Annotated in this window: 12 protein-coding genes and 1 pseudogene; 6 read left to right on the top strand and 7 right to left on the bottom strand. The window is 69.9% G+C overall.

The window, feature by feature from the left end; translation table 11 throughout:
• Positions 1-89 precede the first annotated feature (89 nt).
• Positions 90-587: an FBP domain-containing protein gene (locus ACIGWZ_RS01475; protein WP_400059615.1), complete on the bottom strand. Its 498-nt coding sequence runs from the start codon at positions 585-587 to the stop codon at positions 90-92.
• Between the two features lie 345 nt (positions 588-932).
• On the opposite strand from ACIGWZ_RS01475, the gene ACIGWZ_RS01470 reads away from it, so the two are divergent.
• Together ACIGWZ_RS01470 and ACIGWZ_RS01465 are read left to right on the top strand one after the other, a co-directional pair.
• Positions 933-1865 (top strand): carbohydrate kinase family protein, encoded by a 933-nt coding sequence (locus ACIGWZ_RS01470; protein ID WP_400059613.1) that lies wholly within the window; start codon positions 933-935, stop codon positions 1863-1865.
• Between the two features lie 57 nt (positions 1866-1922).
• Complete coding sequence (locus ACIGWZ_RS01465; protein WP_400059611.1) at positions 1923-4028, top strand: trehalose-6-phosphate synthase; 2106 nt, start codon at positions 1923-1925, stop codon at positions 4026-4028.
• Positions 4029-4112: 84 nt separating this feature from the next.
• On the opposite strand, the gene ACIGWZ_RS01460 is transcribed toward ACIGWZ_RS01465, so the two are convergent.
• Positions 4113-5834 (bottom strand): acyl-CoA dehydrogenase family protein, encoded by a 1722-nt coding sequence (locus ACIGWZ_RS01460; protein ID WP_400059609.1) that lies wholly within the window; start codon positions 5832-5834, stop codon positions 4113-4115.
• A gap of 65 nt (positions 5835-5899) precedes the next feature.
• Entirely contained in the window at positions 5900-6457 is a 558-nt protein-coding gene (locus ACIGWZ_RS01455; protein ID WP_400059607.1) for a PadR family transcriptional regulator, read from the bottom strand.
• Positions 6458-6767: 310 nt separating this feature from the next.
• Between ACIGWZ_RS01455 and ACIGWZ_RS01450 the strand changes: the two genes are divergently transcribed.
• Positions 6768-7172 (top strand): DUF779 domain-containing protein, encoded by a 405-nt coding sequence (locus ACIGWZ_RS01450; protein ID WP_400059605.1) that lies wholly within the window; start codon positions 6768-6770, stop codon positions 7170-7172.
• A gap of 169 nt (positions 7173-7341) precedes the next feature.
• Here ACIGWZ_RS01450 and ACIGWZ_RS01445 read toward each other — a convergent pair whose 3' ends face one another.
• Together ACIGWZ_RS01445 and ACIGWZ_RS01440 are read right to left on the bottom strand one after the other, a co-directional pair.
• Complete coding sequence (locus ACIGWZ_RS01445) at positions 7342-8289, bottom strand: hypothetical protein (RefSeq protein WP_400059603.1); 948 nt, start codon at positions 8287-8289, stop codon at positions 7342-7344.
• A 160-nt stretch (positions 8290-8449) separates the two neighbouring features.
• Complete coding sequence (locus tag ACIGWZ_RS01440; protein ID WP_400059601.1) at positions 8450-8968, bottom strand: lytic polysaccharide monooxygenase auxiliary activity family 9 protein; 519 nt, start codon at positions 8966-8968, stop codon at positions 8450-8452.
• 295 nt (positions 8969-9263) lie between these two features.
• On the opposite strand from ACIGWZ_RS01440, the gene ACIGWZ_RS01435 reads away from it, so the two are divergent.
• Entirely contained in the window at positions 9264-10853 is a 1590-nt protein-coding gene (locus tag ACIGWZ_RS01435) for an APC family permease (protein ID WP_400059599.1), read from the top strand.
• 470 nt (positions 10854-11323) lie between these two features.
• Positions 11324-11758, top strand: a complete 435-nt coding sequence (locus ACIGWZ_RS01430; protein ID WP_400059597.1) for a hypothetical protein — start codon at positions 11324-11326, stop codon at positions 11756-11758.
• Between the two features lie 282 nt (positions 11759-12040).
• On the opposite strand, the pseudogene ACIGWZ_RS01425 reads toward ACIGWZ_RS01430, so the two are convergent.
• Positions 12041-12161: pseudogene (locus tag ACIGWZ_RS01425) on the bottom strand (zinc-binding dehydrogenase); the annotation flags it as partial.
• 51 nt (positions 12162-12212) lie between these two features.
• Positions 12213-12722, bottom strand: coding sequence for a nuclear transport factor 2 family protein (locus ACIGWZ_RS01420; RefSeq protein ID WP_400059595.1), 510 nt, complete (start codon positions 12720-12722; stop codon positions 12213-12215).
• Positions 12723-12846: 124 nt separating this feature from the next.
• On the opposite strand from ACIGWZ_RS01420, the gene ACIGWZ_RS01415 reads away from it, so the two are divergent.
• Positions 12847-13743 carry a LysR substrate-binding domain-containing protein gene (locus ACIGWZ_RS01415; protein WP_400059592.1) on the top strand — a complete coding sequence of 299 codons (897 nt, stop codon included), beginning with the start codon at positions 12847-12849 and terminating at the stop codon, positions 13741-13743.
• Positions 13744-13778 lie beyond the last annotated feature (35 nt).

Raw genomic sequence — 13778 nt, 5'->3', positions numbered from 1 at the left:
GCCCGTCGCCACGAGCCTCTCGGACGCCGCCGACTCGCCGCCGCCGTTTCGACCGACGCCGTCTCGGGTCTCGGCGTCGCCGGGCACGGTCAGGGCGCGCGGACCTTGTCGAGGAACTCGTGCAGATTGCCGAGCGTACGGCTGATGCGCTCTTCCACAGTGAGTGACTCCTCATAACGCAGCAGCCCGGTCTGCTTCTTGCCGCGGAGGTAGAGGGAGCAGGCCAGGTCGGCGCAGAAGTACGCGCCGACGGTGTTGCCCTGGCGGCCGGACGCGCCGGCCCTGGGCGCGGCGAGCAGGGCCACCCCCGATCCCGGGTGTCCGGTCAGGCACATCGCGCAGGCGGTGGTCCTGGTGAAGCTCCTGTGGACGCTCTGCGGGGTGCGGAGCGTGATGCCTACGAGATCGCCCGCGTACTCGGTCACGAGATAGCCGCGATCGGGCGCTCCCGGGTCGCGCCAGCCCAGGAAGTCCAGGTCGGGCCAGGGGAGTTCGGGCAGATCCCGCGGCACGCTGAGCCGGCTTGCCTCGCCCTTCGAGCAGTTCACGAAGGAGGCACGGATGTCTTTTTCGCCGATCGGGTCCATGGCTGCGGAAGCTAACACTCCCGTTTGTCCTGCGTCGCGGGATTTTTTCCCCGGTCCGGCGTACCGGCCTGCGGTGATGCGGCGCCGGGAGGGGCGCCCCGGCTGCCGGGCGCGTTGTTCCCCCGTAGCGTCCCCGTTGTCGGAGGAAGGCGGGAGGTTGGCCGACGGCGTCCTTTTTCGGACATACCCGTGAGTTGCCGGTCCCGTTCACTGCGCGTTTGCTTACAGTCCCGCCATGATGCATCGGCATTGCGGCTCCCCGGTCGCTGGAGCGCCTGAGGCTGTCCCCTCGGCCGCTGCCCTTCGGGAACGGCGGCAGTTCGGGGTTTGTGCGGGAGGCCGCTGATGGCCGGGCCGGCGGGTACGGACGCGGCCGGCGGGCGGGTGCTCGTGGTGGGGGCCTACTCGGTCGACCTGGTGTTCCGCGGGCTGGCGGGTCCGGTGGCGTTCGGCAACGAGGTGTGGGCCCAGGGGTTCGGCATGGTGCCCGGTGGGGCGTTCACCCTGGCCATGGGATTGCGGCGGCTGGGACGCGAGGCGGTGTGGGCCGCGGACTTCGGCACTGATGTTTTCAGTCAAGAGGTCCTCGCGGTGGCGCGTGCGGAGGACATGAACGAGCACGGCTTTCGGCATCACCCGCGACCGGTCCGCAATGTCACGGTCGCGCTGTCCCGCCCGGACGACCGGGCGATGATCGCCTACGAGGATCCGGTCGACGCCCGTCCCCTCGGTGAGCTGATCGCAACGTACCGGCCGGCGGCGCTGATGCTGCCGTACTTGCAGTACGGGCCGGAAGTTTCCGATGCGCTGGATGTCGCGGCGCGGCTGGGGGCGACGGTGTTCATGGACTGTCAGGACTACCCCGGCAGCGTCGACATGCCGGCGGTGCAAAAGGCGCTCGGCCAGGTCGATGTGTTCGCCCCGAACGCGGCGGAGGCCCTGCGGATGACCGGTACCGGCAGCGTCGACGAGGCCGTGGAGGTGCTGGCGGGCCTGGTCTCCACGGTGGTCGTCAAGCAGGACAGCAGGGGGGCCGTCGCGGTGGAGAACGGTGAACGGGTCGCGCAGCCGTCCCTCCCGGTGGAGGTCGTGGACACCACCGGAGCGGGCGACTGCTTCAACGTGGGATTCCTGCACCGCCGGCTGGAGGGCGGGACGCTCGCCGCATGCCTGGCCGCGGGCGTCGCCTGCGGTACGGCGTCGGTCACCGCAACGGGCTCCGGCGCGGCCCTGGATGCGGCGGGTCTGGAGCAGTGGGTGGCGCGCCTTCCGGGCTGATCCCTGCGCATTTCCTCGGCGACTCCCTACGCATTCCGACGACGACAGGGGCGAAGCATGGCTGGACTGCCGGTGGGCGAACGGGCGGCGGGCGGGCCCGCGTCCGTGGACGGCGTCAGGGTGCTGGTGACCGACCTGGACGGCACGCTGCTGGGCGGGGACCGTTGCGACCGCCGGCGGCTCCGGGAGGCATTGGCGCGTCATCCGGAGATCACCCTGGTGTTCGCGACGGGCCGTGGACTGCCCTCCGTCGAGGGAATCCTGGCCCGCGATCCGCTCGTCCCGCGGCCCCGCTGGATCATCGCGGACGTCGGCGCGAGCGTCGTCGACGCCACCGATATGAGCCGCCTCGACGTCCTGCAGAACCAGCTGCGGATGGGCTGGCCCGGGGAGGAACGTGTGCGGGCGGCCTTGCAGCGCTTCCCCGAGCTCGTGCACCAGGACGGGGTCGCTCAGGACGGGCGCTGCTCGTTCTATCTCGAGCCGGAGCTGCTGTCGGAGGAGATCGGCGCGGCGGTGGCCGAGCTGGGCTGCGGCTGGACCTACTCCGCCGACCGCTACTTCGACGTACTGCCCGCTGCGGCGAGCAAGGGCAACGCTCTCGCTCTGCTGGCGGGCAAGCTGCAATGGCCCATGGCCGCCGTCCTGGTGGCCGGCGACTCCCTCAACGACCTGTCGCTGTTCCGGCTGGGCGCCCACGGCGTGATCATGGGTGACGCCGAGCCCGCCCTCCGTAAGCGGCTACCGCCCGAGTCTCCCGTGCACCGGCCGGGCCGGCGGGGCGCGGGCGCGATCCTGTCCGCCCTGGAGCACCTGGGCTGGGTGGAGCCCACCTTCTCCACCGTGATCGGCTACCACCGTCCGCCCGTGCGCTGGGCGGACGGATCATGGCAGCAGCCGGTGAGTCCCAACGGCATCCTGCCCAGCCTGCAGGGCTTGTTCCAGGGCGGCACCGACAGCCTCGATGCCATCTGGACGGCCGCCCTGGTCGACGACTTCTCCAGCACCCCTCCAGGCCCGCACCACACCGGCCTGCCGCTGGCCTTTCTGCCCGTGACGCCCGCTCACTGGACGGGCTACTTCCACCGCGCGTGCAAGGAGACGCTCTGGCCCGCCCTGATGTCCCGGCCCGACCTCATCCGTCACGACCCCTCGGCCTGGGCCGACTACGAGTGGGTCAACGCGGCGTTCGCCGATCACATCGCCGCGCACGCCGACCGCGGTGCCACCGTCTGGCTCCACGACTACAACCTCTGGCTGGTCCCCGGCATCCTGCGGGCCGCACGGCCCGACCTGCGCCTCGGCCTGTTCCACCACACCCCGTTCCCCGCACCGGAGGTGTTCGCCCGCATCCCCACCGCGGAACGGATCCGAACCTCGCTGGCCTGCCTGGACTGGGCCGGGTTCCACACCGCCGGCTATGCCGACCATTTCCGGCACGCTCTCGCCGGGGCCCGCCGCCCGCCCCGGGTGGGAGTGCACCCGCTGCCCATCGACCGCCCGACGGTCGAGACGCTGGCCCGCGCCCGCCCGCCCCGGCGTCGCGAGGACGGCTCCATTCTGGTCCTGTCGGTGGAACGCCTCGACTACGCCAAGGCACCCCTGCAAAAAGTGCAGGCCCTCGCCACGCTGCTCGCCCAGCGGCCCGACCTGCGCGGCCGGTTGCGCTTCCGCCTCGTCTGCCCGCCGCCCGAACCGGGCATCCGCGCCTACGACACCACCCGTACGCGCCTGGAAAATGCCGTCACCGAACTGAACCGGACCTGGCGCACCGGCGGTTGGGAACCCGTCGACTACATCCCCAGAGCCCTGCCCTTCGCCGAGGTGGTGGACCACTACCTCGCGGCCGACGTGTTCTGGGTGACCTCACTGGCCGACGGTATGAATCTCACGGCCAAGGAATTCATTGCCGCCCAGTCCGCCGCCGGCCGGGGCGGGATCCTCATCCTCTCCCGCCATACGGGAGCCGCCGCGCAGTTCGCCCCCGCGGCCTTTCTCACGGACCCGCATTCCGCCCAGGATCTCGTCGACACGCTCGACCGCGCGCTGAGCACGTCCCCGGGCCACCGAAGCGACCACATCACCCGACTCGCCGGTCTGCTGGACGACCACACCCCCGTCCAGTGGGCGCGCCGGATCATCACCGCCATCCGGAACGCATGACGACCACCGTGCGGCAGGCTCGGCCGGCATCCGCGGATGTCGGCCGAGCCTGCCGGTCACTCGTGCGGGCGTCGTGCCCCGGTGTTACGGGGCCATCTCGTACGCGCCGGCCAGCGCCTCGACGCGCTCCCACACGCGCGTCGAGCGGGCGTCGTCGACGACCGGGCGCCGGACCGCACCCAGCGCCCAGCGCTGCTGTTCCTCGGTGGCGGAGTCCTTGCCGTGCAGTTCGACGGCGTGCGCGGAGAAGTCGCGTACGAGGACGGCGAACAGTTCGTCGAGCACGTCCTCGTCGAGGCCGGTCAGGCGGGCCTGCTCCAGGATCAGCTGGCCGTGCACGACCAGCGCGAACAGCTGGCCGACCGCGAGCAGGAGGTCGAGGTCGCGGCTCTGCTCCTCGCCGGGGGCGGCGGTGGTGACGAACTCGCACAGGGCGTCCGCCTGCTCCCGGAAGCGCCCGACGTTGGGCACCTCGGCGTAGGCGTCGTAGGCGGTGCGCCAGTCGTGGAAGCGGATGGCGCCCAGGCCGCGGGCCGGTCCCTGCCGGAAGAGGAACGCGTCGTCGGCCGCGTCGAGGCGGGTCGGTACGGGCGCGTACTCGGCCGGGTTGAGCAGATGGTTGCCCATGAACTTGAGGATCAGGGCGAGGTTGACGTGGACCGTGCCCTCCAGCTTCGGCAGGCCCCGGATCTCGGTGGCGGCCTGGGCGAAGTAGGTGTCCTTCTCGAAGCCCTTGGCGGCGATGACGTCCCACATGAGGTCGATGACCTTCTCGCCCTCGGTGGTCACCTTCATCTTCGTCATCGGGTTGAAGAGGAGGTAGCGGCGGTCGTCGGGGCCGGCGGAGCGGAAGTAGTCGACGGCGCGGTCGCTGAACAGCTTCATGCCGACGAGGCGGACATAGGCGTCGGTCAGTTCGCGGCGGACGTGCGGGAAGGCGGTGACCGGGCGGCCGTAGAGGATGCGGTTCTGGGCGTGGGTGACGGCCTCGTACATCGCGTGCTCGCAGATGCCGATGGCGCCGGTGCAGAGGTTGAACTTGCCGACGTTGACGGTGTTGAGGGCGGCGTCGAAGGCGGCGCGGCCGGTGTGCAGGACATCGTCGGGGCCGACCGGGTAGTCCTCGAGGCGGAACTCGCTGACGTACTTCGAGGAATCGACGACGTTCTTCACGAGGTGGTACGAGGGGTGGCGGCTGTCGGCGGCGAAGAAGACATAGCCGTCCGGGCCCTCGATGTCCGTGCGGCGGCCGAAGACGGAGACGAGCCCGGCCGCGTTGCCGTTGCCGATGTAGTACTTGGAGCCGCTGGCCCGGAAGCCGCCGTCGCCGTCGGGCTCCAGGAGCATGTCGGTGGAGTAGATGTCGGCGCCGTGGGCCTTCTCGGACAGGCCGAAGGCGAACACCTCGCCCTGGGCGAGGAGTTCGGCCGCGCGGGCCCGGACGGCGGCGTTGTCGCTCTGCCAGACCGGGCCGAGGCCGAGGATGGTGACCTGCCAGGCGTACCAGTAGTCGAGCCCGTAGAAGCCGAAGATCTCGTTGAGGGCGGCGATCCGGGCGGTGTCCCAGCGCTTGTCCTTGTGCCCGTCGGCGGCCGAGGCGGGGGTGAGGAAGGCCGCGAACAGCCCTTCCTTGGCGGAGAACGCGAGGAAGTCCGCCAGCCAGGCACGGGAGCGGTAGTCCTCTATCAGCTTGCGCTTGCCGCGCTCCTCGAACCAGTCGACGGTGGCGCGCAGCAGCCTGCGGGTCTCGGGGTCGAAGTGCGCCGGGTCGTAGGTGCGGGGGTTGAACAGCAGCGGGTCGGCCATGGGTGTTCGCCTTTCCGGCTCGGGAGTTGAGGGTCGGTGGGTCGATGGACGGGGTGGGCGTCGGTTCAGCGCTCGGGAGCGAGCCGACGCAGGGTGGCGAGTACGTCGTCGAGCCAGGCGAGCGTCATCTGCTCGTAGGCGATGCCGCCGCGGAGCACGACGTGCTGGAGCTCGCGCCCGGGGTCGGGCGTTCCGGGGGCATCGGGGCCGGTGAAGTCCCGCCGCTCCCCCGCGAGATAGTGCGCGAGCCGGTCGGAGTGCACCTGGCGGTGCCGCTCGACCTCGTCGATCAGCGCGCTCGGGTCGTCGAAGGCCGCACCGCGGATCTTCACGGCGAGTTCGTGCCGGATGCTCTCGGGTTCGATCGGCTCGTGCAGCCACTGGGAGAGGGCCGCTTGGCCGCGGGCCGCGACGGAGTACTCCTTCTTGTCCGGACGGGCCTGCTGCGGCACCTCCCGGACGTCGATCCAGCCGTCGCTCTCCATGCGCTTGAGGACGCGGTAGATCTGCTGGTGGCTGGCGGTCCAGAAGTATCCGATGGACCGCTCGAACCGCCGGGACAGCTCATAGCCGGAGCCCGGCTTCTCCAGCAGGGAGACGAGGATCGCGTGTTCGAGCGCCATGCCCCGATCCTTCTATGCAACTCGTTGCATAGACAAGCGGCACGGCCCGGGTGAGACGCGGCTCACCGACGGCGTTCTCCGCGCGGCGAGGGCGTGCAACCCTCGTGCAACGTGGCAACGGGTTGACTGAGCCACCGCCGCCGGGCCGGCCCGGTGACCGCGATCCGGCCCGGTTCCGGACCGACGCGCCGCCGTCACGAGCCGCGGCGTTCGTTCGTTTTCGCTGGTCAGGAAGGGGTTGGCGGATGTACCCGCACGAAATGCAGGTTCCCCCGGTCGGCCGCTCGGCGACGAGGCCGGGAGGGCTGTGATGGCGCAGGAGCGGGGGGCCGAGGCGGCGGAGGCGGCACGGATCGGGCTCACCGCGGCGGCCGTCGAGCTGCTGCGGCTGCTGCGCGCCCAGCACGGGCCGCTGATGTTCCACCAGTCCGGCGGCTGCTGCGACGGCAGCGCCCCCATGTGCTACCCGGCCGGGGAATTCCGTACCGGGTCGTCGGACGTGCTGCTGGCGCGGCTGGCCGTGGAGGGCGTACCAGAGGCGGTGGGGTTCTGGATGTCGGCGGACCAGTTCGCGCGCTGGCGGCATACGCATCTGACCGTGGACGTCGTCCCGGGGCGGGGCAGCGGATTCTCGCTGGAGGCGCCGGAGGGCGTCCGCTTTCTGATCCGGTCGCGGCTGTTCACCGAAGAGGAACGGGCCGCTCTCGGGGAGTGACGGTGCCGACAGCGGTGAGGCCCCGCGCACGGGGGAGAACGCGGGACCTCACTCAAGAGAACGGGCGGGAGGCCGTAAGGGTTCCCGGCGCGGACCGTTTCCTTACGGATTCGCTACGGCGGCTGCGGAGGCGGCGCGGCTGCGGCTGCGCCACGGGGGTCCGGACGGCTCAGGCCTCGTCCTGCACCAGTCGCTCCAGCATGTCCTGGAAGTCCATGTCCACGACCACCCGCAGCCCGTCGCCGTGCGGCTCGCTCAACGGGGTCAGCACGCCCCGGCGCCACCAGTAGACCTTGGGGCTGATCGCACCGGCCGCGTCTTCGTGCCCGGCCGCCGCGAACTGCGCCATGGCCTGGAGCGCCGGGATGACCTGGGCGTCCTGGATGCGGTGGAAGGCCAGCTGGTGCCGGAAGGGCATCGCGACCAGCGCACCGTCCGGGGTGAGCTCGGCGCCCATGAGCCGCTGCACCAGCTCGTCGAGCACCAGCACCCGGCTCGCGGTGAAGAACGAGTCGCCGAGCAGCACCTCGAACGACGAGCCGTCGCCGCGGCGCACCGTCTCGTGCCCCTCGACCGGCAGCGCGCGCAGATTGTTCATCGCCCGGATCCGCAGCTCGGCCACGTCCCCGATATCGTCCAGCGAGTCCTCGCTCAGCGTCTGCACCGCCTCGGGCAGATCGAGGGCGAGCACCTCGCGCAGCCCCGGGGCGTGCTCGCGGCCGTACCGGAAGGAATCCGAGGCGGGCAGGGTCTCCTGGGCGACGATGCGGGGGTAGAGGCAGGCCCGGATCTCGTCCTCGGAGAGGATCTCCAGGGGCTGCGGGCCGTCCATGGTGCGCAGGACCTTGCCGACGTGGTCCCGGATGAGCGCGGGCCAGCTGCGTTCGCCGCGCCGGTCGCGGTGGCAGACGGCGGCGAGGTTGCCGAGGCCGAACTGACGTCCCGCGGAGTCGGTGACCACCCCTGCGTAGGCGGTGACTTCCAGGCCCTGTTCGGCGAAGGCCTGCCGGACCTGCGATCTGAAGAAGCCGCCCTCGCGCTCGGAGAAGAAACTGAACTCGGCATCGCGTGCGAGGTCGCGGGAATCCCGTTTCGGTCCTCGGCGGAACAGTCCCATCTCTTTCCTCCCGGCAGCGGCCACGAACGACGGCCGTGATGGGGCCGATCGTAACGGGTGCGTCTGCCGCACGGGCATGCTCCTCCTGCTCGGCGACGGTACGGAGGCGGCATGGACGCCGCACGCGCCCGCGCACGCCTCCGTACCGCCTCCGCAGCGCCTAGCCGCGGATGTTGACGTCGATACAGGCGTAGAAGGCGTTCGCGGTATCGGCGACGTTCCAGACCGCGAGGACCTTCTGCTTGCCGGTGATGCCGCCGAAGTCGACCGTGTGCGTGACCGTCTCCGGCGGCCGTGCGCCGCCGTCGTCGAATTCGGCGACCTTCGTCCCGCCGACGAAGTACTGCCAGGTGCTGGTGGAATGACGTGCCGTCAGTTTCCAGCTGAAGGTCTGGGAGCCGCCGACCGGGGTGACCTGCCACCCTTTGGAGTCGTCGTCGAGATCGGCGAACTGACTGTTGCCGCCGCTGCAACTGGTCAGCCCCTTGGGCCCCTCGACGCTCTGCGGCTCCCATTTGATCGGGCCGCATTCGATGGTGCCGGCGGCACACTGCGCCTGCCGGCTGGGCGGCGTGGACACATAGCCGTGTGCACTGGCCGGACTGACCGGCATGGTGACGACGAGGAGCGGTGCGATTCCGGCACCGATGGCGAGGGCCAGCCTTCTTTTCCGGTTCATGTCAACTGTCAACCCTTTCGCGCTCGTTGAATGGGGGGTGGATGACGCGAGGGTGCGGGGGTGTGCCCGCCGACCGAGGGCGATCCGCGGCGGCACGCCAATTGGTCTAGACTTTACTCACTGACGGTGTACGGTCAAGAGGCGTGCGTGGTGCGCGTACCGGGGACCGCTCCGCACCGCCGGGGCCCTCCCGCCGAAGCCACTCGTGTTGAAAGCTCCTTGCGAACGGAGGAGAATTTCGGGTTGAGGCGCCGCTCGTTGCGACGTGCCGCTTGTTCAACGAGCGGAGGAGACCATGCCGTCGTCAGCTGCCCCGCCCCCCACGGGCTCCTCCGGCGGAGCACACTCGGCCGGCACGGACAAGGGCCTCAAAGGCGGCGCACTCGGACTGTTCGCCAGCACCGTGATCGGCCTGTCGTCCACCGCCCCCGCCTACAGCCTGGCCGCCACCCTCGGCGTCATCGTGGCCGTGGTCGGCCTCCAGTCGCCGGTCATCATCATCCTGGCGTTCGTTCCCATGTTCTTGATCGCCTACGGCTACAAGGGGCTCAACCAGGTCGACCCGGACTGCGGCACCACCTTCACCTGGGCCTCGCGGGCGTTCGGCCCGCACACCGGCTGGCTGGGCGGCTGGGGCATCGTCGCCGCCGACATCATCGTCATGGCGAATCTGGCGCAGATCGCCGGCCAGTACGGGTTCCAGCTGGTCGGCGCCCCAGGGCTGGCGCACAGCACCTTGTGGACGATGGTGGCCGGGGTGGTGTGGATCGCCCTGATGACGTGGATCTGCTACATCGGCATCGAGGTCTCGGCCAACCTGCAGAAGGTCCTGCTGACCGTCGAAGTGGTGATGCTGCTGGTGCTCGCGGTGACGGCGCTGGTGAGGGTCTACTCGGGTGCGGCGCCCGGCACGTCCCAGCACATCGCCTGGTCGTGGTTCGACCCCACCCGGATCAGCTCGCTCGAGGCCTTCACCACGGGCATCCTCACCACCGTGTTCATCTACTGGGGCTGGGACAGCTGCGTATCGGTCAACGAGGAAACCACGGACCGTACGCGCACCCCGGGGCGCGCCGCGGTCGCCTCCACCGTCATCCTGCTCTGCGTCTACCTCCTGGTCACCACGTCCGCGCAGAGCTTTGCCGGCGTGAAGGCCACCGGCATCGGGCTGGCCAATCCGGACAATGCCGCGGATGTGCTGTCCAACCTCGGCAACGAGATCTTCGGCAGCGGCGCGGGCGGCCAGGCCCTGACGAAGCTGCTGATCTTCATGGTCCTGACCTCCGCCGCGGCCTCCACCCAGACCACCATCCTGCCCACGGCCCGCACGACGCTCTCCATGGCCACGTTCAAGGCCCTGCCCGCGCACTTCGCCCGTATCCACCCCCGCTTCCTGACCCCGACGTGGTCCACCGTCGGCATGGGCCTGGCCTCGATCGTCTTCTTCGTACTGCTGTCGCGGGTGAGCGAGAACCTGCTGGCGGACTCCATCGGATCGGTCGGCCTGATGATCGCCTTCTACTACGGGCTCACCGGCTTCGCCTGCGTCTGGTACTTCCGCAAGGTGCTCCGGCGCAGCCCCCGCACGCTGTGGACCAAGGGGATCATGCCGGGCCTGGGCGGCGTGATGCTGCTCTACTTCTTCGTCTACGCCTGTGTCGTATACGCCGCCCCGGACTACGGCAGCACCTCATGGACCCTGCCGTTCCCGCCGCACTGGCAGCTGGGCGGCGTCTTCGTCACCGGCCTCGGCGGGCTGATCCTCGGCGCCGTGCTGATGCTGGTGTACCGGGTGCTCAGCCCCGCATTCTTCCGCAAGGAGATCATCGCCGTCACGGCCCACGAGGCGGATGAGGAGGATACGGAGGATACGGAGCGGGACTGATTCCCGATTTCCGATTCTCCCGCTGCCGATGCGCCGTCAACTCGGCGCCGGGGGTGCCATTTTCGCATTCGGCACAGCCCCACGGTCGTCCCGCGCGTCCGGTGCGGTATTCCTGCACGCCCTTAACGGCGATTCACGGCCATTCACGCCGATCTTTCGTGGCCTTTCGCGAACCCACGAACTCGCGGACTCGCGGACTCGCGGACTCGCGGACTCGCGGACTCGCGGACTCGCGGACTCATGAGCTCATGAGCTCATGACCGCTTACCGGCTTTCCGTTTTCCCGATTGCCGGATCGTTCGGCCACGTACGGATTCCGTCGGCAGCCGGTCGGAATGTGCCCCGAATGCCGTCTGACCTTGCGCGATGCCCTTTCGGATGCTGACCCGTAAACGACGTGTCAGTCTGGTTCATGAGGCCGCGGGTCGGCTGGTCCGGACGCGGCGACTTTCGCGAAAAGGAGCCCGAAAATGGCCACTCACGCCGGGGAGACCCCCGTGGGCAACACCTCCCGCACCGGCGGAAGTAGCGCCGCGGCGGGGTGGACCGTCTTCGCCGCGGTCCTGATGGTTTTCGGCGGCATCATGGCGATATTCGAGGGAATCTCCGCCATCGCCACGGACAAGGTGTTCGTAGCCGCCCCCCATTACGCCTACCAGTTCAACCTCACCTCCTGGGGCTGGATCCATCTCATTCTCGGCATCATCGTCGCCTGCGCCGGCGTCGCCCTGTTCACCGGTGCCACCTGGGCGCGTGTGGTCGGCGTGATCGTGGCGGGCGTGAGCATGGTCGCCAACTTCATCTGGCTGCCCTACTTCCCCTTGTGGGCCATCGTCATGATCGCGATCGACGCGTTCGTCATCTGGGCGCTGTGCACCTCGTCGCCGGGGATTGTCGAGGACTGAGGCTCGGGGCGTCGGAGCGGGCCCGGCAGGGAGCGGCCGGGCGCCCTTCGCCGGAGCGGAGCGCCGAACGGGCGGCATCCTCGGTGGACGCCGCCCGTTCGGCGCGTGCGGCGTCCAGGACAGGGTCGGCTTCGATTCAAGTTGCGGTGAGCGGCACGGAAGCACGGAAGCAGAACGACGCACCGAAGCGGAACGACGAGAAGCGCAGAAACGCGGAGACGCGGGCGCCGGCCACAGCGCCGGAGCGGCCCGATTCGGACGATCCCCGCAGTCGCCCCGCGACACGGTGATGACGATCTTGCCGCGCGTGTCCCGTGGCGCCGGCGTCGTGCGCTGTGACGGTCTCCTTCAACGGGAACACGGCGTGCAGCGGGACGGTGAGGCGTCCGCGGTCGGCGAGAAGAGTGCCCGGTGCATGATGTGCAGACATCAGGTTCTTCCTCGCGTTCGATGGTCAGGCGGCGAAGATCGCGGCGGGGTCGCCGGTGAACCAGGCGTTGTCGATGCGCATCCTGCGGATCACCCAGCGGTCGCCGTCGCGGACCAGATCGACGGCGTAGGGGTTCTTCAGCAGGGCAAAGGTTCCGCGGTCGGCAACGAGCAGGTGCTGGGCCTCCACCAGCGCGGTCAGACGCGCGGTGGCGCCGTCGACGGCGATGCGCGCATTGGTGACTTGGTGGGTGGTGTCCACCCGGCCGGTGAACAGGCCGAGGATCGTGGTGACGATCGTGTCCCGGCCGACCATCAGCGGCGGTCTGCCTCCCCACTTCGCCGCCGCCGGGGCAAAGTCCAGCTCGGCGTCGGCGGCGAAGGCGGAGGCAAACAGCTGCGGATCCTTCAGGTCCTGGCCCAGGCCGAACCGGTACAGCGCGTCGAGGATCTCCGTACGGTCGCGCAGCTCCGCGACAACCTTCTCGGTCTCGGCGGCAGGGGCAGAAAGGGCGTGCGCCTCGGTTACGTACATTGCATGCTCCTATGCAGGTCAGTTGGGCGTGCGAACTGCATCAACCCTCGCTGGGCGCAGCGGTCCGATCAACGCCGACCTGTGCAACGATCGTGAAGTCCGGATTCACGATGCAGGGGGCGCGATGTTGGAACGACATGAACTGGACGCCTTCCTCACCCTGGCCGAGGAACTGCATTTCGGCCGGACCGCCGGGCGTCTGCACCTGTCCACCACCCGGGTCAGCCAGACCATCGCCAAACTGGAACGCCGTGTCGGCGTCCCGCTGTTCAACCGCACCAGCCGCCGCGTGGAACTGACCGCGGTCGGCCGGCAGCTGGAGGAGGAGCTCCGGCCCGCCTGGATCCAGATCGCCGCCGCCTTCGAGCGGGCGGTCGATGCCGGACGCGGCCTCACCGGCACACTGCGCGTCGCATTCGTCGGCGCCGCCGGCGGCCAGCTCCTGGCCGGAGCCGCCGAGTTGTTCCGCGGGCGCGAACCGGGCTGCGAGGTACGGCTGCGCGAGGCGCAGATGTCCGAAGTCTTCCCCTGGCTCCGTGATGGCGAGGTCGACATCGCCCTGACCCACCACCCCGTGGACGAACCCGGACTCGTATCCGGCCCGGTACTCGTGCGCGAGGCACGCATGCTGGCCGTTCCCTCGGGACATCCCTTCGCCCGCCGCGAGTCGCTGTCCCTTGAGGATCTGGCCCGGGTGAGACTCCTGCGGTTGCCCGAAAACGTGCCGGACTCCCTGCAGCGGAATTGCACGCCCCGCGCCACCCCGGCCGGACGCCCGATCGAGCACGGCCCCGCGACCGCGACGTTCAACGAGATGCTCACCCTCATCGGCACCGGTCAGGGCGCCTTCATTGTCGGTGCGCAGGTACGGCGCTACTACGCTCGCCCCGACGTCGCTTACGTTCCGATCAGTAGCGCCCCACCCTTGGAATGGGCCCTCCAATGGCGCGCCGACGCCACCACCGCCCGCATCCGCACCTTCAACGAGTCCGCCCTCATGCTGGTCGGCGGACCCACATAGCGCGGCGGCTGCCATTCCGCCCCGCTGTCCGGCTC

Origin of the sequence: Streptomyces sp. NPDC053427 (assembly GCF_044544985.1) — a bacterium.
GTDB lineage: Bacteria > Actinomycetota > Actinomycetes > Streptomycetales > Streptomycetaceae > Streptomyces.
The sequence above is the reverse complement of the archived record's forward strand: the minus strand, read 5'-3'. Positions and strand labels throughout refer to the sequence as shown.